We start from the raw sequence: 18,993 nt of genomic DNA on the forward strand, positions 1-18,993 counted from the left end.
GGTCAGTTCGATCGGCGGATGATCTCCGGGGTGAGATCGGCGATCGTCGGGTAGCCGTCCACCGCCATCAGCAGGTCTGCCTCGGCGAGCAGTGCGCGCAGCACATGCACGATGCCGTCGGCGCCGCCGAGGGCGAGTCCGTAGCAGTACGGGCGGCCGATGCCGACGGCGGTCGCGCCGAGCGCCAGGGCCTTGACGATGTCTGCGCCGGAACGGATTCCGGAGTCGAACAGCACCGGCAGGCCGTCCGCGGCGGCGACCACGCCGGGCAGGTGCTCGATCGCCGGGATGCCGCCATTGGCTTGCCTGCCACCGTGATTGGAGCAGTAGATGCCGTCGACGCCGGCGTCTTTGGCGCGGCGGGCGTCGTCCGGGTGACAGATTCCCTTGAGCACCACGGGAAGATCGGTCAGCGAGCGCAGCCAGGCCAGGTCGTCCCAGGTGACCGGGTTGCCGAACTGCGAGATCCAGGTCAGGATCGCGGTTTTCGGATCCTCCTCCGGGGTCTTCGCGAGCATCGCGCGGAATACCGGGTCGCTGAAGTAGTTCGCCAGGCAGTGCCCGCGCAGCTGCGGGAAGTTCGAGGTGCTCAGGTCGCGCGGGCGCCAGCCGGGCACCCATGTATCCAGGGTCACCACAATGGCTTTGAACCCGGCGGCCGCGGCCCGGCTGACCAGGCTCTGGGCCAGGTCGCGGTCGGTCGGGGTGTAGAGCTGGAACATGCCGGGGGTATCGCCGAAGTGGGCCGCGACATCCTCGAGCGGGTCGACCGTCAAGGTGGAGGCGACCATCGGGACGCCGGTGCGCGCCGCGGCCTCGGCGGTGGCGAGATCGCCGTGCCCGTTCTGCGCGCACAGGCCGATCACGCCGACCGGGGCCATGAAGATCGGCGACGGCAGCTTCATGCCGAACAGATCGATCGACAGATCGCGTTCCTTCGTCGCCCGCAGCATGCGCGGGGTCAGGCCCAGCTTCTCGAACGCCGTCGCATTCGTGCGCTGGGTCAGCTCGTCGCCGGCCCCGCCCGCCACATACGACCAGATCCCCGGCGGCAGCGCCGCCTGCGCCCTCGCCTCCAGCTCCGCGAACGTCATCGGCAGGTTCGGCTGGACACCACCGAGGCCCTGAAAATAGATCTCGTACTGGTAATCACCGAAGTTCCCGGTCACGGCGTTCCCTTCCTCGTCTGATACATAAATGTATCCGATACATTTCTGTAGCGGTACGACTTGACCCCCCTCCCCAGTGACCTATAGAGGACAACCCACCGCCCCGGATCGACCAGCCCGACCGGTTCGTCCGGTGCGATACCTGCGGCGGTGCAGGCTGCGCGGACGATGGGGGTGGGGAATCGGTGGCGTAGGGAGTTGGCGAGGGAGCCGCCGACGCCGGAGAAGCCGAGTTCTACGAGGTGGTGGTAGTCGGTGAGGGCCGGGGTGGGGAGGAGGGGGGTTGGGCGGCGGTGGAGGTGGAGGATGGCGGTGTCGACGCGGGGGACGGGGTGGAAGTTGGCGCGGGGGATTCGGGGGCCCAATTCTATTGCGACCGTTGGCCAGTGGGTGATGGTGAGTTTGGTCCAGCGGCCGTAGTCGCCGGAATGCTTGCGGGCGAACTCCGATTGGGTGAGGAGGGTGGCCGAGGTGAGGTGCGGGGCGGCCAGGCACCAGCGCACCAGGTCGGTGGTGATCGCGAAGGGGACGTTGGCTACTACTGCGAATGGCTCGTCCGGCGCGGTGACAGTGCGGAAGTCCCTGTTGTACAAGTTTATTCGATCATTGTCGGCGTATCGCCCGCGCAGGCGATCCGCGTAGCGGGCGTCTATCTCGTAGGCGCGGATCCGGCCTGCCGAGGCGAGTAGTTGTCTGGTCAGCATGCCGTCGCCGGGGCCGATCTCCAGTACGAGATCGTCGGCGGTGATGCCTGACGAGCGCACGATCAGCCGGGCGGCGCCGGCGTCGGTGAGGAAGTTCTGGGACAGACGCTTTCGGGTACTTGCGCGCGTATCGCGGGCGCGCGGCAGTGAACGATCGCGGGACATGGGGGTCCTCCGGATGGAGTGGTCGAATCAGGGAAAGTGATTCGCCCGGACCCATGCCAGGGCACAGAAAATCCGGCGGTTATCGACCGCCGGCGCAGGTCCCGATCAGAACAGGCGGGACACCGGAGTGGAACGGTGCACTGGCAGAGCCCAGGCCTCCGTACGCAGCCGCAGGTAATACGCGCAGGCCGCGCACACTCCGGTCATCTCCAAGTTGCCCATGTCTCGCAAGGTAGCGCACCGGTCCGGTCGGACGCGACCGCTTTATTCGCGCCCATGACCGGCGGATCGCGCCGGTCCTAGACCGGTTCGAGCAGACGCCCGCGCAGAGCCGCGATCAGATCGTCGTCGACGCCGAGCAGTGTCCTCGCGTATCCGTGCATCGAGCCGTGATCGACGGCCAAGCCGTCGAGAAATAGTCGCATCACTTCCGCGGGTGCGCGCCCGTAGCCGGGCCAGGTCAGTTCCTTGTCCGGGTAGGCGGCCCGCCAGTCCGCGACGAGTCGCTCGGTGGCCAGCTCGGTGAGGGTGAAGTCCTCCACGATCTGCTCGTCGGGGACGCCGAGCAGAGTAAGGACGAGGGCGGCGATCAGGCCGGTGCGGTCTTTGCCGGACGCGCAGTGGAAGACGGCCGGTCCGGCTGCCGCGGCGATCACCCGGAGGACCTCGCGGATTTCCTCGACGCCGTCGTAGGCGACTTCCAGGAACCGCTCGGCGAGGTAGGGGCCGGTCTCGATGTCCGGACCGAGCGCCGCCTGATCGTAGGGCCGATGTTCGATGCTGAGGTTGTAGTAGTCGAGCGAATCGTGATGGGGCACTCGGCCTTTCGAGTCGATCTCCCAGGGGTAGCGCAGGTCGATGACGGTCGCGACGCCCAGGTCCGAGAAGCGCCGCAGATCGTCGTCGCGCAGTTTGCTCAGCGAGTCGGAGCGGAACAGACGTCCCCAGCGCACTGCCCGTCCGTCCGCGGTCGGGTACCCACCCAGATCACGGAAGTTGTGCAGCCGTTCGAAAGCGATGTGCCTGTTCACGACTCGACCCTATGTCGGCCGCCCCCAACGACCCGCACCGATATTCGGCAGGCGAGCACGCCCGGCCATAGGGCACACTCTGATCATGAACCTGCGTTCGGTAGACGACCTGGTCAGGGTGACAACCGCGGGCGAGAAAGTGGACTATCTGCTGTTCTGGGGGCATCAACCGGAACGGAGCGGACGGATCGGGGCCAGCTGCCTGAGTCAGTGGTGGCCGGCCCCATTCGTCATCGACGGGGTGGAGTTCGCCTCGGCCGAGCATTACATGATGTGGGGCAAGGCGCGGCTTTTCGGCGATGCGGACAATGCCGAACGGGTGCTGGCGGCGCCGACCCCGAAGGCGGCGAAGGCGCTCGGGCGGGAGGTCCGCGGCTTCGACGGCAAAGTGTGGAGCGCGCACCGCTACGACGTTGTGGTGCGGGGGAACGTGGCGAAGTTCGGCCAGCACGCGGAGCTGACCGAGTATCTGCTCGGCACCGGCGACCGGGTGCTGGTGGAAGCCAGTCCGGTGGATCGGATCTGGGGGATCGGACTGGCGGCCGAGGATCCACTGGCGGAGGATCCGGCGCAGTGGCCGGGGCTGAACCTGCTCGGTTTCGCGTTGATGGCGGCGCGCGCCGAACTGCGCGGCGGTCAGCCGGAGCTGACCGACTGATCGGATTTCGGCACCCGCTCCTCGTCGGCGCACGCGCGCCAGACCCGCGCCTCGGCGTAATTGCCTTGGCGATCGAGCAGTTCGGCGAGGCCGGCCATGGCGCGCGGTTCGCGGCGATCGGCCGCGGTGCGCCACCAGCGTTCGGCGTCGTCCAGGTCGCCGCGGCGGAACCGGACCACGCCGAGGTCGTAGGCCGCGCCCGCGTGGCCGGCGTCGGCGGCCTGAGCCCATAGGCCGCACGCCTGGTCTTCCTCGCCGCGGCCGTACATGGCCACACCCAGGTCGTAGAGGGCGGTGCGGTAGCTGGTGTCCGGGGGTGGTTCTTCCTCGGCCGGCGGCTTGGTCTGCATGGGACGGGTGGGCGCGGATTGGACGCCGGGGCCGTAGTGGGCGTCGGAACCGAGGTGCGGGGTCGGTGGATGGGTGCCGGCATGCGGGCCCTCGTGCGACCGGTGGACGTCGGCGTGCGGGTTCGGGGGAGGTTGGTGGACGCCAGAATGCACGTTCGGCGGTGGCTGGGGTGCGCCTGTGTGCGGGTTCGCGGATTGTGGCGCGGTTGGGTGTGAATTTGCGGGAGGTTGTGGCGCTGCTGCGGGAGGTTGTGGCGTGGCTGCGTGTGGGGTTGCGGGAGGTTGTGGCGTGGCTGCGTGCGGGTGCGCGGGAGGTTGTGGCGCTGCTGCGTGCGGGTGCGCGGAAGGCTGCGGCGCAGTTGTGGGCGCGTTCGGCGGAGGCGATTGGACGCCTGAATGGGAATGCGGCGGTTGGGCGCCGGCGGGCGAGTTCGACGAGGGCTGCTGGACGCCGTTGTGTGCGTTCCGCGGTGGGACGGCGCCCGAGTTCACCGGCCGGGCAGCCTGCGGGCTCAGCGGTCGCTCCGGGGCACCCGCGTTCGGCAGCGGCGGTTGGGCAGGCTCGTGCGCGTTCGGCTGGGTGGCGGCCTGCGAATCCGGCAGTGACTGCGGAGAATTGGCTTGCGGATCGGGCGGTGAATATCGGCTGCTCGAATGGGCGCCGGCCGGTTGACCATCGGCCTGCGGAGCCGGCAGCGACTGAATACCGGCCGGCGGCGGCTGCGGCGCACCGAACGGCGCCGAATCCGGACCGGACGCGCCGGAATTGCTCTGCGCCGGCTGTGTGATCGGTTGGTGCGCGTTGTTCGCCGACGGATAACCACCCGCCGGATTCGTGGGTAGGTTCGGCATCGATCGCAACGGATGGGTGTGCTGCGCGTCCGGCTCGGGATGCGGCTGCGCCGGCCGGGCTGCCGGGGAGGTGGTCACCTCGACCACGAGGTTGGCGAAATTGGCGGGCCCCTCGCCGATACTGCACCACAGGATCATTCGCCCGTCCGGCGCGCTCTCGATGACGATGCCGTAATTGCCGACCCAGGACTTCTGCTCGCCGAAACCGTCGACCCAGACCGGGGTCAGCGTCACCAGCGTGACGGGCGCGGTGCCGATGATGTCGAAGCTGATCCCGCCGACCAGGGCGTCGGACCACACGTCGACCCCGGCCAGGCGGCGGCCGTTCAGTCCGACATAGCCGTCGACCACCGACAACCCCATCCCGAGCCCGCGCAGCCCGGCGGGGGGTGCGGCGGAAAGCAGCGTGATGGTGACCGTCGTCGGCTCCGGCCCGACCTGCTCGGTATACATCGGGTAGACCTTGCTGCCGCGCAAGACGATGGGTTCCGCGCTCTGATATCGGGCGGCGAGCGGGCGGTCGTCGGGCGAATTTCGAGCGGCCCATGACGAATACGGCTCGTTCATCCGATGCCCGCCTTTCCGCCGAATGCGTCGTGCCGTTGCGGCGGGTATACCGTACCCGCCGGAGCCGGGAATGACCCAGCGATCCCGCGGGCTATCGACCGGAACGGGCGACTATGCGTTCGAGCGCGGCAAGATCCTTCTCCAGCATGCGGAACAGCCAGTACACGCCGACAAACGCCAGCGCGCTGCCCACGCACAACACCCGCAGCGCCACAATAACCGCCGGAATATCCGCGGGCGGAATGAACGTCGCACCTGCGACACCGAGCAGCGGCACGGCGGCGGCAATGGCCAGGAAGTAGGTGCTGCGCCGGTCGAGCTGTTGCAGTCGGCGCGCGTCCCGAGCGCCGAGTCCGCCGTGGCGAAGGAACATCGGATAGAGCGAGCGCACGGCGTAGAAGTTCACCAGGAAATACGGATAGGCCATGGCGATCGCGCCGCACACGATCTGCGTGATGAAGAAGTGCACATACGACTGCGGGGGGATGTGATTGCCGGAGGCCCGCACCGAAACCGGGACGATCACCCCCGCGATGACCCAGAGCGCGAAGCAGGTCAGCACATTTCGTTTACCGAGCAGCAAGGTGTCGCCGCGTGCGCGGGCCAGCGTGGCGGCGTCGTAGGACTTTCCCTTGCGTAGCCCGCGCGAAATCGACCAGAGGTTCGCCAGCAGGATGTTGGTGACGAGGAAACCGATCAGGAAGCACAACCCGTAGGTGGCCACCGCGATCTGATCGAATCGGTGCTGCGCCGGGGCATCCAGCTTGCTGATGATCAGCGTCCGGTTGTGCAGGTAGCTGTACCAGATGGCCAGCGCGTTCGGCACCGCGATGGCCAGCGCCATGATCGGGTGCGCGAGTTGCCGCGCGCGCAGCCGCCAGCTCGACGGCGGTGGGTCGACCAGGTCACGCGCCCTGGCGTCGAGGCAGACCTCCAGCTGCTGGGCCATGTCCGCCCCACGCGCCCAGCGGTTGCCGGGTTCCGGGTCGAGCGCGCGGACCAGCGCGCGTTCCAGCGCCGCCGGGCAGTCGGGCGGAAGATCCTGGTAGGGAAGCGCTTTCGGGCTGCCGGAACGGCGCTCCAGCATGCCGTCCAGTGCGGTGCGGTCGCCACCGGTCACCGCGTCGTCGGCAAAAGGCTTTCGGCCGGTGAGCAATTCCCACAGCACCACCGCGAGCGAGTAGAGGTCGCTGCGGGTGTCGAGGTCGGCGGCCGTGCCGGGGTGATCCGGATGCACCGCCGCCAGCTGCTCGGGCGACATGTAGGCCAGCGAGCCGCCGAAGTAGGCGACCGGGCTGTCGCCCGAAACATTGCCGCTGAAGCTGATATTGAAGTCGGCGAGCTTGGGAATGCCGTCCGCGGTGAGCAAGACGTTCGCCGGTTTGAGGTCGCGGTGCAGGACGCCCGCGTTGCCCGCGTAGTCGAGGGCCTCGGCCAGTCGCCGGCCGAGCCAGGCGATGGTTTCCGGCCAGGACAGCCGGGCCAGTTCGGCGCGCAGCGGTGATTCGCTCGGCCGGATCTCGCCCTTATCGGCCAGTACCGTGTCGATGACGTCGACCAGCAGGGTTCCGTCGCGTTGGTCCGGCGGTGTCCCGCGCACCCGTTCGAGCACGGTGAACAGCGTGCCGCCCGGCACATATTGCATGTAGAGCAGTCGCAGTTTCCGGCTTTCCAATACCCGCTGGTCGAAGACTCTGACGATATAGTCGTGGTCCAATTGCGCCAGTGTCTGCGGTTCGGTGCCCTTGTTGCGGGAGATCTTCACCGCGACCAGCCGCTGCATCGACCGTTGCCGCGCGAGGAATACCCGCGCGAACGCGCCCCGGCCGAGCCCGGTCATCAGATCGAAGTCGTCGATCTTCTGCCCGACCTCGATATCGTCCAGATTCACCGGCTCCGCCGCCGTCATCATCGTGCTGTGATAATCGTCGGTGCCCAGCATTTCCGAAAGCTGTTCGGCCTGCTCGGGATACGCCGCGGTGTATTCCGCCACCTCGACCGAACTGCCCGCGCGCCTGCGGACATGGAATTCCTCGTAGATGAGATCCGGCGGCAACGGCCAGGTCCGCAGTTCGGGAAGATCGGCAACGTATTCGGCGAGCCGTTTCGGCGCCGTGCCCCGGCCCCACCGATTCGCCAGATCGACCTTGATCAATTCGATCAGCGACACCCGTCGGATGCCGGGCGAATCCGGCAGATAGGCCAGCAGATCCGGCGGTTCCGCCGCGACCTGCCATGCCTCGGCAAATCGGGCGACCACCTCGGCGACCCCGGCGCCGCGCGGACTCGTGGGCGAACGGTCCGATGCGACCGTCGCCCCCGAAACCGGCGGGGCGGGGTGCGCCATCTGCGCATAGTATCCCCGGCGTCCTCCGGAAACCGGACGTTTGCTCGGGAAATTTCCGCCGGCGTCGCTACCCGTCGGCCTGGGCTATGGGAAATGCCCAACGGGCGTAGGTGTTTTCGGGCCGGACGGTGATCACGTCGCAGGATTTGACCAGGGGATCGGCGGAACCGTCGAGATGGTCGAGGGTGGGGGTGATCACGGCTTCGGCGTCGTTGATCTTGACCGCGGTTTCCAGTTGGTCGATGCGGTAGTCGGTGTCCGCGTCGAAGCGGATCGTTTTGATCAGGTCGTAGCCGAGTCGTTTTGCGAGACTCCGGATCTGGGTTTCATCCCAGGCTTGCTGCGGACCCGAGATATCGCTTCGCACGTAACCGAGTGCGGTCGGATTCTCGGTCGTCACCACCCCTCCTCACCCGTCGGAATCTGATCCGGTATCGCATGACACCATCTTGTAGCCCGCCCCCGAGCGTTCTAAACCTAACCCGCTCAGCGCGCGGAAGGTGGCGAATTCGGGTACTGGGGAATATTCGTTCCGGCATAGCGATAAGCGCGCAGGTTATGCGCGGGATCGATTGTCGTGATGTGTTGTGCGGCAGCCGGGTTCGCTGTCGGAATATTCATCCGATGGCCTGGCCGGCGTGGCCGGTGCCGTAGCGCGCGAACTGCTGAACCGGTAACTGTGTAGCTACCGCCGAGAGTTGCGAATCTATCTGTAACCGACGGTTACAGATAACTTGGGGATGATTTTCGGGGGAGAAGTTCGATCGCGGAGTGATCACGCGGGGCTCAAGCTGTCGGTAAGCCTACCTGCTACGGCCCGCGTGCGCTACCGGACCCCAGCTTCTCCAATACCACGTGAAACCGACCAAGCGCTTGCTACGCTCCCCGCATGATCTCCACGGCGGTGTGGGGCACCGGCAATGTCGGCCGGGCGGCCATTCGGGCCGTCGAGGCGCATCCGGCGCTGACCCTCACGAATGTGCTCGTGCACAATCCGGACAAGGTCGGGCGCGACGCGGGGGAGTTGAGCGGACTCGACTATCAGGTCGGTGTCGCGGCGAACGACGACATCGACGCGGTCCTGGCGGCGAAGCCGCGCGCGGTCGTGTACGCCGCCTCCGGCGATATCCGCCCCGACGACGCACTCGCCGACATCGTCCGCGCGATCCGGGCCGGCGCGATCGTCGTCACGCCCGCGCTCTACGCGCTCTACGATCCACGCAACGCCCCGCCCGAGATCCGCGACCCCGTGCTGGCCGCGATCGCCGAGGGCGGCGGTTCGCTGTTCGTCTCCGGCGTCGACCCCGGCTGGGGCAACGACGTGCTGCCGCTGCTGATCAGCGGTCTCGGCGGCACCGTCGAGGTGATCCGCTGCCAGGAGATCTTCGACTACTCCACCTACGACCAGCCGGACTCGGTCCGCTGGCTGGTCGGCATGGGTCAGCCGATGGACTATCAGCCGCCCATGCTCGCGCCGACAGTGCCGACCATGGTGTGGGGCGGGCAGATTCGGCTGATGGCCCGGGCGCTCGGCGTCGAACTCGACGAGATTCGCGAGACGCTGGATCGGCGGCCGCTCGCATCCACGATCACCACGCAGTCGATGGGCGAGTTCGTGGCCGGCGGCCAGGGCGCCGTCCGATTCGAGGTGCAGGGCATCGTCGAGGGCGAGCCGCGCATCATCGTCGAGCACGTCACCCGGATCCATCCGTCGTGCGCGCCGGACTGGCCCGCGCCCGCCGACGGCGACGGCGCGCACCGGGTGATCATCGAGGGCCGTCCGCGCATCGAGGTCACCATCGAGGCGTCGGACGAGAACGGCAACCGGGCCGCGGGCGGAAATGCCACTGCCGTAGGCCGTTTGGTGAGCGCCATCGATTGGCTCGCCGAGGCCGGGCCCGGACTCTATGACGCGCTCGATATTCCGCTGCGTCCGGCAGTCGGCAAACTCGGAAGGAAACACCCATGATCATCGATATCCCCGAGGGCAAGGACCCGATCGGTTACGTCTGGGGTGAAATGGTGCCCGGCATCGGCGTTGCCGCCGCGCAATTCTCGATGTCGGTGTATTCGCACAGCACCCTCGGACTGCGCGAATTCGAGGCCGCCCGTTTGCGCATCGCACAAATCAACGGCTGCCTCTTCTGTCAGGATTGGCGGACCGAACGCGACGGCAAAAAGGTGGAACCGGAGTTCGCCGACGCCGTCACCGACTGGCGGCTCACCGAGTCGTTCGACGAACGCACCCGGCTCGCGGCCGAATACGCCGAACGCTATGCGCTGGACCATCACGGCATCGACGACGAGTTCCTGACCCGCATGCTCACCGAGTACACCCAGGCCGAACTCGTGGAATTGAGCATGAGCATCGGTTCCTGGCTCGCCTTCGGCCGCCTGAATCGGGTGCTGGGCCTCGACACCGTCTGCGTGCTGCCCGGACATTCGGCCGCATAACTAACGACTATTCGGTGCGGTCGGGCCACAGCGTGTGGTTCACGGCGTCGTAGAGCTGATACGCCGAACCGGAAATCAAACTCTCGAGCAGGCCGCGCACCGCGGTCGCCGCGCTGTCGACCGCCGACCCCCGATACCGGCGCCGGTCGGCGCGGTCGGCCGCGGTCACCCGGACCGAATTCCCCGCGGCCTCGACATGGAGCATCGCGTGCCGGTAGGCCGCGGGCACCCGGCTGTTCCACAGGTGCAGGCCGGACACCACGAATCTGCGTAACTGCTCGTCGACCGGCTGTCCGGTCTGGGTCCGGAGGTATGCCGGTACCTCGGCGGGCGAGTCGACGGCTCCCATCGGCAGCACCACGAACTCGTAATTCATCTGTCCAACGGTAGCGTGATTCCGCGAAATAAAGGCTGGGACAACCGCTTTCCGTCGGCTAACGGTTCGGCACCCAGGCCGGCTGGCCGTCCACCAATCCGGTGGTGAAGAATTCCGGCGCGTCCACGACGGCCTGGAGATGATCGTGCGCCTCCTCCAGCGAAAGGCTGGCCGGGTAGCGGATGTATTCCAGCGGCGCGGCGATTCGGGCCTCGAATCGATGCCGGAATTCGGCGTCGTCGACGTAGGTCAGCGCGATCCGCCCGCGCCAGGCGATGTCGTGGCTGCCGTCCGGGCGGCGGGTGAAAACCACCTCCTGGTCGGCCACCGAATCGTGGCCGAGCAGGTAGATGTTGAAGGCGAGATATTCGAGCTGATCGATCTCGATGAGCGGTAGCGGATCGGCCGTTAGTCGTTGTGGCGTCAACTCTTTCAGATGAAATGGATTTCCGGGCGTGGCGGCCAGAAAACCGGTGCCGTCGTCCTCGCCCCAGTAGGTGGACGACAGCGTGCAACTCCCGTAGTTCTGCCACACCTCCGGCGACGACCAATCATCGGCCGCCTCGGCGCTTTCCACGCCCCCCGCGGCAACATACCGGGCCGACCGCAGGTGCAGGTCGAACCATAAATTGCCGTTCTCGTCGATCCGCCCGGTCCACGCGAACTCTTCGATCGCATGCCCGGCCGGCCACGGGTTTCCCGGAAACACAATCCGGCCGCGGGCCGGATTGTCTTCCAGGTCGATCCTTTCCATACCGATGAACCTAGCGACCGGTACCGACAAATCGCGAACCAGCAGTCGTTTCGCGCCGTCCACTCAGGCGTTGACCGCCGTTTCGCCGCCGGCGTCCGGGGCCTCCTCGACCGTGCGCTTGGGCCCGGTGAACCAGGTGCGCGCCGAGACCAGCCACCAGATGCCGATCGCGCCGACCACGCCGATCAACGCGATCGGCGCGTAATTGACCGTGTTCCAAGTGAATTCGCTGTTCCACGGGTAGCCGCGGTCGTCGGTGGGCAGGATGAACAGGAAGCTGATCAGCACGATCCAGATCAGCGCGACGACGCCGACCGGGCGGTACCAGGTGCCCAACTGCCAGGGGCCGGTGCGGAACCGGGCGCCGTGCACCTGCCGCAGCAGGATCGGGATGCCGTAGGCGATGTAGAGCCCGATGGTGGCGACCGAGGTGGCCGCCGCGTAGGCGGTCGGCGCGTTCTCCGCGGGCACCAGCATCGACGGGATCAGCAGCACGAACGCGAACACCGAGATGAACAGCACCGCGTTCACCGGCACCCGCTTGGCCGAAAGTTTCGACCAGAGCGCCGATCCCGGCACGGCGCCGTCGCGGGCGAACGCGAACAGCATGCGGGAGGCCGAGGTGACCGAGGCGTATCCGCAGAACAACTGCGCGATCGCCGCGATGATCAGCAACAGCCCGGACCAGAACGAATTGAGCGAGTTCTCCAGGATGTAGATCACCGGATAGCCGCTGTTCTTCGCCGGGTCCAGGGCATCGTCAAGATTCGGGATGGCGAAGGTCACCGCCATGATGAGCAGATAACCGGCGATCGCCGACACCACGATGGTGTTGATGATGCCCTTGGCCGCCATCCGCGAGGCGTCGTGGGTTTCCTCGGACATGTGCGCGGAGGCGTCGTATCCGGTGAACGTGTATTGCGCGTGCAGCAAACCCAGCAGGAAACTGAACGCCACGCCGCCGAACCCGACTCCGGCGTTGTCCACGGTGTGGGTGAACACGAACTCGACGCTCTGATGGTGATTCGCGCCGAACGCGAGCACCAGCACGAATATCGCCACGCCGCCGACGTGCCACCAGGCGGAGACGTTGTTGATCACCGCGGACAGGTGCGGCCCGATCGCGTTGAGCACGGCGTGCAGCACCAGGATCACGATGAAGACGAGGAAGATCGCGGTCCGGTCGGTGCCGATATCGATGCCGATCACGTTCAGCACCACGGTGGTGAAGATCGCCGCCCCGTAGTCGATGGCCGCGGTCACCGCGATCTGGCCGATCAGGTTGAACCAGCCGGTGAACCAGCCCCAGACCGGCCCGCCGAGCTGCGCGGCCCACCAGTACAGGCCGCCGGAGGTCGGGTAGGCCGACGCCAATTCCGCCATCGCCATGCCGATGAACAGCACCATGACCGACACCAGCGGCCAGCCCCAGGCCATGGTGATCGGGCCGCCATTGGCCAAACCGATTCCGTAACTGGCCAATCCGCCGGTCAGGATGGAGACGATGGTGAAGCTGATGGCGAAGTTCGAGAATCCGGACCAGGATCGGGCCAATTCTTGTTTGTAGCCGAGTTCGGCGAGCCGGCGTTCATCGTCGGACGAGGACGGTTGATCACTCATGTGTAGCTCCAGGGTGTAAACGCTGCCCTCACACAGCGTTTGCCAGAAGATCAGTGTGGAGTAAACCCGGGTCAACCGCACGGCAACCAGGAATACCGCAGCACATCGCGGCCACCCCTCCCGGCGGCGCCGGACGGTCCGACGTAGCGTGAAGCCCATGGAGCGACTGGTGGTCATCGGTGGTGACGCGGCCGGAATGTCGGCGGCCGCGCAGGCACGCAGGCTGAAGGACGCGAGCGAGCTGCAGATCGTGGTCTTCGAGCGCGGGCGGTTCACCTCGTTCTCCGCGTGTGGCATCCCGTACTGGGTCGGCGGCGACGTGCGCGAGCGGGACGCGCTGATCGCCCGCACGCCCGAGGAGCATCGATCCCGCGACATCGATCTGCGCCTGCGCACCGAGGTGACCGAGATCGACGTCGCGGGCGGACGGGTGCGCGCCCGGGAACTGGACTCCGGCGCCGAATCATGGACGGACTACGACAAACTCGTGATCGCCACCGGCGCGCGTCCGATCCGGCCGCCGCTGCCGGGCATCGACGCGCCGGGCGTGCACGGCGTGCAGACCCTCGACGACGGGCAGGCGCTGATCGAGACGCTCGAACGGACCGAGGGCAAGCGCGCGGTGGTGGTCGGCGCGGGGTACATCGGCGTGGAGATGGCGGAGGCGCTGATTCGGCGCGGCTACGACGTCACCATGGTGCACCGCGGTCCCGAGCCGATGTCGACGATGGACCCGGACATGGGCGCGCTGGTCCGGGATGCCATGTGCGGCATGGGCATCAAGGTGGTGGGCAATGCCGAGGTGACCGAGATCCGCACCGGCGAGCAGGGTTTCGTGCGCGCGGTGGTCGCCGACGGCGCGGAATACGCCGCGGACGTGGTGGTGCTCGGCATCGGCGTGCGCCCGGACACCGAACTGGCGAGCGCGGCGGGTCTGCCGCTGGGGGAGTACGGCGGGCTGCTCACCGATCTGGCGATGCGGGTGCGCGGCCACGAAAACATCTGGGCGGGCGGCGATTGCGTCGAGGTGCTGGATCTGGTCGCCGAGCGGGAGCGCCATATCGCCCTCGGCACGCACGCCAACAAACACGGCCAGATCATCGGCGCCAATGTCGGCGGGGGATACGGGACGTTCCCCGGCGTGGTCGGCACCGCGGTCAGCAAGGTCTGCGATCTGGAGGTGGCGCGAACCGGCTTGCGGGAGAAGGACGCGCGCGCCGCCGGGCTGCAATACGTCGCCGTCACCATCGAATCCACCAGCCGCGCAGGCTATTACCCCGATGCCGCGATGATGACGGTGAAGATGCTCGCCGAGCGGCGCACCGGCCGCCTGCTCGGCGTGCAGATCGTCGGCCGCGAGGGCGCGGGCAAGCGCGTCGACATCGCCGCCGTCGCGCTCACCGCACGGATGACGGTCGAACAGATGACCGCCCTCGATCTCGGCTACGCGCCGCCGTTCTCCCCGGTGTGGGACCCCGTCCTGGTGGCCGCCCGCAAGGCGGTCGCCGCGGTGCGGGAGCGCGGGTAGCGCTCAGGCCGCGTGCCTGCGTACCACGAAAACCGGGATCACCCGCGAGGTCTTCTCCTGGTACTCGCCGAAGCCGGGCATGATCTCGACCATCCTGGCGTAGAGCGCGTCCCGCTCGGCCCCCGTGACCACCTCGGCTTTCGCCTCGTAGCGCTCGGTGCCGATCTCCACGGTCAGGTCCGGGTTCGCGCGCAGATTGTGATACCAGGACGGGTGCTTGTCGGCGCCACCATTGGACGCGATGAGCACGATCCGGTCCCCGTCGGGCAGGTAGACCAGCGGGTTGGTGATCCGCCGTCCGGACTTGGCGCCGGTGGTGGTGATCAGCACCATGGCCGCGCCCTCGAACATGCCGCCGACCTTGCCCGCGTTGGCGCGGAACTCGTCGATCACCTGCTCGTTGAAGCTCTTCGGCTCGATGGTGGTGTTGGGGTCGGACACGACATGGCCTCCAGTGGTTGCGTTTCTTCCGGCAACCACCGGGTGAGCGGCGAAATTCCGGCCTTCAGTAGTCGGCCATCAGCTTCAGCAGATCGGCCTTGTCGAACATGACGGCGGCGTCGCGCGCGGACGGAGTACCCGCGTCCGGGTCCGCACCGGACTCGATGAGCAGTCGCGCGATCTCCGCCTCACCCTTGAAAACCGCACCGGCCAAGGGGGTTTGCCCCTTGTCGTTGGCCCGGTTCGGATCGGCGTCCCGATCCAGCAACGCCGCCACCGCGTCCCGATGCCCGTGATACGTCGCCAGCATCAGCAACGTGTCACCCGAGTCATTGGTCAGATCCGCGGACACCCCGGCATCCACATACTGAGCAAGTGCGGCGGCATCGCCCTGCCGCGCGAAGCCGAACACCTTGGTGGCCAGCTCGACGAGTTCCGGATCCAGGTGATCGCTCATCGGCCATTCCTACCACGCCCAGGTGACACTCACCGTGCGGTCCGCTTCCTCATCTCGGCGCGCACCTGCTTCAGGTCCTCGACGAACGCCGCGTAGGCCTCGGCCCGGTCGGGCGCGCGCAGCACCGCCGACGGATGCACGGTGGCGATCGCACGGTAGTCCGGCAGCGAAACCACCTGTCCGCGTTGCTCGCTCACCTTGAACGACCGATCGATCACCGCCTGCGCCGCGATCGCGCCGAGACACACGACCAGCTTCGGCTTGATCAGCGCCAGCTCAGCGCTCATCCAGGCCGAGCAGGCGACGATCTCGGTGCGCCCCGGCGTCTTGTGGATCCGCCGCTTGCCGCGTTCGACGAACTTGAAGTGCTTGACGGCGTTGGTCAGATACAGCGTGTCGCGGTCGAGACCGGCGTCGGCCAGCGCGCGGTCGAGCAACTGCCCGGCGGGTCCGACGAACGGATGTCCCTGCTGGTCTTCCTGATCGCCCGGCTGTTCGCCGACCAGCACGACGGCGGCGTCGGCGGGACCCTCGCCGAAGACGGTCTGTGTCGCGTGCCGATAGAGGTCGCATCCCCGGCAATCACCGGACGCTGTGCGTAGCGCCGACAAGTCCCCGGTGTCGGGGACGAACTCGGCTGCCCCCGGGGCCTTGCTCGCGCCTGCGGCCGCCAACGCGGTCATCGGGCCTACCTCCTTCGGATGGGAGACACCCGCCGAGGTACCCGTTTTGTCCCGGATCACTCCGTGGACCCCGGAAGGCCCCTCCCACCTGGTGTGCCGGACGCGATAGGTCGGTATAGTCGCCGCGGATGAGTAGTGTGACCGCCCGCGTTGAGCCGGATACCAAGAACCGTCGACTCGGCGTCGCGGTGTGGCTGGCACCCGTCGCCTGTATCGCGTTCGCCGCGTTCTGTCTGCTGCTGCCGACCTGGCCGTTCCACAAGATCACCGGTGGATTCATCGACCTGCAGGTCTATCGCCTCGGGGTCGACGCGCTCCGGCACGGCAACGACATGTACGGCCAGCTGCCGCAGACCAGCATCGGGTTCGGGCTGCCGTTCATCTACCCGCCGTTCGCCGCGCTCGCGCTGAGCCCGTTCGCGCTGCTGCCCTGGCACGCGGCCGCGTTCACCTTCTTCGTGTCCTCGGTGCTCGCGCTCGCGCTGACGCTGTACCTGGTCGCCCGGCGGGTGTGGCCCGGCGAGGAGCAGCGCAGGCTGGTGCTGCTCGCCACGGCGTGCGCGACCCCGCTGGCCCTGCTGCTGGAACCGGTGCATTCGACGCTGGACTTCGGGCAGGTCAATCTGCTGCTGATGGCGTTGGTGGCGGCCGACTGCCTCGCGTTCAAACCGCGCTGGCGGCGCGGCATGCTGATCGGCATCGCCGCCGCGATCAAGCTGACGCCCGCCGCGTTCGTGCTGTATTTCCTGGTCCGCCGTGACTACAAGTCGGCGGCCACGGCCGCGGCGACCGGCGCGGCGGCCACCGCGCTCGGCTTCGCGGTGCTGCCCCGCGATTCGGTGAAGTACTGGTTCGGCGGCATGGGCAACGTGTCCGGCCTGAGCGGATCGGCATTCCATACGAACCAGTCGATCCAGGCGGTCCTGTCCCGGTTGCAGGTGCCCAAGCCCGCCTCCACCGTGCTGTGGCTGATCCTCGGCGCCGCGCTGCTGGTCCTCGTGGTCGCGGCCATGCGCCGGGCCGCCGACTTCCCGCCGCTCGCGCTCGCGATCAACGCGGTCTTCACGCTGCTGCTGTCCCCGATATCCTGGTCGCACCACTGGGTGTGGATCGCCCCGGCGCTGGCCGCCGCGATCGGCTACACCACGCTGCTGCCGCGCAAACAGGCCATCGGCTGGTCGATCACCATCGCGGTCATGACCGCGGTCTTCGTCTACGGCCCGCAGAACTGGCTGCCCGACGGCGAGCATCGCGAAACCCAGTGGACGCCATGGCAACACTTCGTCGGCAACACCTACGTGTGGTTCAGCGTTCTACTCGTCGCGCTGTACTTCGTCTCCGGCCGCCGCGCCGCCCGGATACCCGAGCCTGCCCCCGCGCTGGTGTCGCAACACTGATCCTGACCTCCCGAGTGTTTGCTGCCGGGATCCCCGGGTAGGGCCGTCAATGACGGCACCGAGCCGTCGCCGACAGAATTACTCGAGGCAAGGAGGGATTCATGGCCGCCCGACGTGGCTTTGCCGCCATGGACGCGGAGCAGCAGCGCAAGATCGCCAGCCTGGGTGGCAAGGCGAGCAGCGGCAGCTTCGACAACGACCCCAAGCGGGCCAGCGAGGCAGGCAAGAAGGGTGCGGCGGCCCAGCCGACCGCGGCCAAACGCCTCGGCGGCGAACGCAGCCACCTGAACCGATAGTCGAGAAGCACCCGATGGGCGAGGCAGCGGCCTCGCCCATCGGCCGTCTCCGAGGGAGGGCAGCCCCATGCGCCTACGCCGCAGCACCGTGTACGGCCCAGGCCTGACCAGGGTCAGACGCGGCCGCGGGTTCTCCTATGCGACCACCGACGGCGAACCCGTGACCGACGCCGAAACCCTGGACCGCATCAAGGCTTTGGTGATCCCGCCCGCGTGGCGCAAGGTCTGGATCTCCCCGCACCCCAACGGTCACGTGCAGGCGGTCGGCGTCGACGCGGCCGGTCGCCGGCAGTATCGGTATCACGACCAGTGGCGCAAGGAACGCGACGAAGAGAAGTTCGACCGGGTGCTCGAGCTGGCGGCCCGGCTGCCCGAGGTGCGGCGGCAGATCAAGGCCGATCTGGCCGAGCCGGGGCTCAGCAGGCACCGGGCCGAGGCGGTGGCGATCGAACTGCTGGATCGTGGCGTATTCCGGGTCGGCGGTGAGGAATACGCGGAGGAGAACGGCACCCGCGGCGTCGCCACGCTGCTGCGCGAGCAGGTCCGGTTGTCCGGGGACGAGATGCTGTTCGACTACCCGGCCAAAGGCGGGATCCGGCGCCGGGTGAGCATTCGGGAACCGTTGGTGGCCAAGACCGTTCGTGCGCTGCGGCGCTGCAAGTCCGGCTCGGAGCGGTTGCTCGTCTACCGCGACGGCGCCGGATATCGCGAATTGCACGCCGACGACATCAATCTCCGGTTCAAGGAACTCGCCTGCTGCGAGTGCAGCGCCAAAGACTTGCGCACCTGGCAGGCAACGGTTTTGGCGGCCGCGGACTTCGCCTCCGCCGAACGCCCCGCGTCGAAAACCGGGCGCAAGGCGGTGGTGAAGAAGGTGATGGAGGATGTCGCGACCGCCCTCGGTAATACGCCGACGGTGGCGCGCAACTCCTATGTCGATCCGCGGGTGGTGACGGCGTTCGAGAACGGATCGACCATCGCGTCCGCGCTTCGCCGCGCCCGCCGGGCCGATTCCGACGACGCCCGCCGCGAGCTGGTCGACCGCGCCGTGATCAGGCTGCTGCGCAAGGTGAAGTGACCCGGACGCAAGACGCCGCGCAAGGGCGGTGCAAGGGCGCCGCAATCGGCCGACGGCACAGTCGGA

The 18,993-nt window shown here is 67.6% G+C and carries 19 protein-coding genes; 7 read left to right on the forward strand and 12 right to left on the reverse strand.

Features of this window, described 5'->3' with window-relative positions:
• Positions 1 to 2 precede the first annotated feature (2 nt).
• The 3 genes from ACFYO1_RS11205 to ACFYO1_RS11215 all read right to left on the reverse strand — a co-directional run bounded on the left by ACFYO1_RS11205 (position 3) and on the right by ACFYO1_RS11215 (position 3,069).
• Positions 3 to 1,169, reverse strand: coding sequence for a lactate 2-monooxygenase (locus ACFYO1_RS11205; protein ID WP_387229407.1), 1,167 nt, complete (start codon positions 1,167 to 1,169; stop codon positions 3 to 5).
• Positions 1,166 to 2,038: a 23S ribosomal RNA methyltransferase Erm gene (gene erm, locus ACFYO1_RS11210; RefSeq protein WP_387229410.1), complete on the reverse strand. Its 873-nt coding sequence runs from the start codon at positions 2,036 to 2,038 to the stop codon at positions 1,166 to 1,168. Before erm ends, ACFYO1_RS11205 begins: the two co-directional genes overlap by 4 nt.
• A gap of 299 nt (positions 2,039 to 2,337) precedes the next feature.
• Entirely contained in the window at positions 2,338 to 3,069 is a 732-nt protein-coding gene (locus ACFYO1_RS11215) for a tyrosine-protein phosphatase (protein WP_387229413.1), read from the reverse strand.
• An 85-nt stretch (positions 3,070 to 3,154) separates the two neighbouring features.
• Here ACFYO1_RS11215 and ACFYO1_RS11220 point away from each other — a divergent pair, with 85 nt between their 5' ends.
• Positions 3,155 to 3,727 (forward strand): NADAR family protein, encoded by a 573-nt coding sequence (locus tag ACFYO1_RS11220; RefSeq protein ID WP_387229416.1) that lies wholly within the window; start codon positions 3,155 to 3,157, stop codon positions 3,725 to 3,727.
• Here ACFYO1_RS11220 and ACFYO1_RS11225 read toward each other — a convergent pair.
• From ACFYO1_RS11225 to ACFYO1_RS11235, 3 genes are all read right to left on the reverse strand, one after another.
• Positions 3,706 to 5,496 (reverse strand): hypothetical protein, encoded by a 1,791-nt coding sequence (locus ACFYO1_RS11225; RefSeq protein WP_387229418.1) that lies wholly within the window; start codon positions 5,494 to 5,496, stop codon positions 3,706 to 3,708. The two genes, ACFYO1_RS11220 and ACFYO1_RS11225, sit on opposite strands and share 22 nt — an antisense overlap.
• A 91-nt stretch (positions 5,497 to 5,587) precedes the next feature.
• Positions 5,588 to 7,843, reverse strand: coding sequence for a protein kinase (locus tag ACFYO1_RS11230; protein ID WP_387229420.1), 2,256 nt, complete (start codon positions 7,841 to 7,843; stop codon positions 5,588 to 5,590).
• Between the two features lie 67 nt (positions 7,844 to 7,910).
• Positions 7,911 to 8,243, reverse strand: coding sequence for a hypothetical protein (locus ACFYO1_RS11235; protein ID WP_387229423.1), 333 nt, complete (start codon positions 8,241 to 8,243; stop codon positions 7,911 to 7,913).
• Between the two features lie 489 nt (positions 8,244 to 8,732).
• Between ACFYO1_RS11235 and ACFYO1_RS11240 the strand changes: the two genes are divergently transcribed.
• Positions 8,733 to 9,812 (forward strand): dihydrodipicolinate reductase, encoded by a 1,080-nt coding sequence (locus tag ACFYO1_RS11240; RefSeq protein WP_387229426.1) that lies wholly within the window; start codon positions 8,733 to 8,735, stop codon positions 9,810 to 9,812.
• Positions 9,809 to 10,297: a carboxymuconolactone decarboxylase family protein gene (locus tag ACFYO1_RS11245; protein WP_387229429.1), complete on the forward strand. Its 489-nt coding sequence runs from the start codon at positions 9,809 to 9,811 to the stop codon at positions 10,295 to 10,297. The genes ACFYO1_RS11240 and ACFYO1_RS11245 overlap by 4 nt, the downstream gene beginning before the upstream one ends.
• Before the next feature lie 7 nt (positions 10,298 to 10,304).
• Here ACFYO1_RS11245 and ACFYO1_RS11250 read toward each other — a convergent pair whose 3' ends face one another.
• From ACFYO1_RS11250 to ACFYO1_RS11260, 3 genes are all read right to left on the reverse strand, one after another.
• Positions 10,305 to 10,673: a hypothetical protein gene (locus tag ACFYO1_RS11250; RefSeq protein WP_387229430.1), complete on the reverse strand. Its 369-nt coding sequence runs from the start codon at positions 10,671 to 10,673 to the stop codon at positions 10,305 to 10,307.
• A gap of 58 nt (positions 10,674 to 10,731) precedes the next feature.
• Positions 10,732 to 11,427 (reverse strand): hypothetical protein, encoded by a 696-nt coding sequence (locus tag ACFYO1_RS11255; RefSeq protein ID WP_387229432.1) that lies wholly within the window; start codon positions 11,425 to 11,427, stop codon positions 10,732 to 10,734.
• A 63-nt stretch (positions 11,428 to 11,490) separates the two neighbouring features.
• A complete protein-coding gene (locus ACFYO1_RS11260; protein WP_387229434.1) occupies positions 11,491 to 13,047 on the reverse strand; it encodes an amino acid permease in 1,557 nt (518 codons plus the stop codon).
• A gap of 157 nt (positions 13,048 to 13,204) precedes the next feature.
• Between ACFYO1_RS11260 and ACFYO1_RS11265 the strand changes: the two genes are divergently transcribed.
• Positions 13,205 to 14,575 carry an FAD-dependent oxidoreductase gene (locus tag ACFYO1_RS11265; protein WP_387229437.1) on the forward strand — a complete coding sequence of 457 codons (1,371 nt, stop codon included), beginning with the start codon at positions 13,205 to 13,207 and terminating at the stop codon, positions 14,573 to 14,575.
• A 3-nt stretch (positions 14,576 to 14,578) separates the two neighbouring features.
• On the opposite strand, the gene ACFYO1_RS11270 is transcribed toward ACFYO1_RS11265, so the two are convergent.
• The 3 genes from ACFYO1_RS11270 to ACFYO1_RS11280 form a co-directional block, all read right to left on the reverse strand.
• Complete coding sequence (locus tag ACFYO1_RS11270; RefSeq protein WP_387229439.1) at positions 14,579 to 15,016, reverse strand: nitroreductase family deazaflavin-dependent oxidoreductase; 438 nt, start codon at positions 15,014 to 15,016, stop codon at positions 14,579 to 14,581.
• Between the two features lie 64 nt (positions 15,017 to 15,080).
• A complete protein-coding gene (locus tag ACFYO1_RS11275; protein ID WP_387229442.1) occupies positions 15,081 to 15,473 on the reverse strand; it encodes an ankyrin repeat domain-containing protein in 393 nt (130 codons plus the stop codon).
• 29 nt (positions 15,474 to 15,502) lie between these two features.
• Complete coding sequence (locus ACFYO1_RS11280; protein ID WP_387229444.1) at positions 15,503 to 16,156, reverse strand: UdgX family uracil-DNA binding protein; 654 nt, start codon at positions 16,154 to 16,156, stop codon at positions 15,503 to 15,505.
• Positions 16,157 to 16,284: 128 nt separating this feature from the next.
• Here ACFYO1_RS11280 and ACFYO1_RS11285 point away from each other — a divergent pair, with 128 nt between their 5' ends.
• The 3 genes from ACFYO1_RS11285 to ACFYO1_RS11295 all read left to right on the forward strand — a co-directional run bounded on the left by ACFYO1_RS11285 (position 16,285) and on the right by ACFYO1_RS11295 (position 18,927).
• On the forward strand, positions 16,285 to 17,553 hold the full coding sequence (locus ACFYO1_RS11285) for a glycosyltransferase 87 family protein (RefSeq protein WP_387229446.1): 1,269 nt from the start codon (positions 16,285 to 16,287) through the stop codon (positions 17,551 to 17,553).
• 101 nt (positions 17,554 to 17,654) lie between these two features.
• Entirely contained in the window at positions 17,655 to 17,849 is a 195-nt protein-coding gene (locus ACFYO1_RS11290; RefSeq protein ID WP_040735295.1) for a general stress protein, read from the forward strand.
• Between the two features lie 67 nt (positions 17,850 to 17,916).
• Positions 17,917 to 18,927, forward strand: coding sequence for a DNA topoisomerase IB (locus tag ACFYO1_RS11295; RefSeq protein ID WP_387229449.1), 1,011 nt, complete (start codon positions 17,917 to 17,919; stop codon positions 18,925 to 18,927).
• Positions 18,928 to 18,993 lie beyond the last annotated feature (66 nt).

The sequence above is a fragment of the Nocardia sp. NPDC006044 genome (genome assembly GCF_042871115.1).
Taxonomy (GTDB): domain Bacteria; phylum Actinomycetota; class Actinomycetes; order Mycobacteriales; family Mycobacteriaceae; genus Nocardia.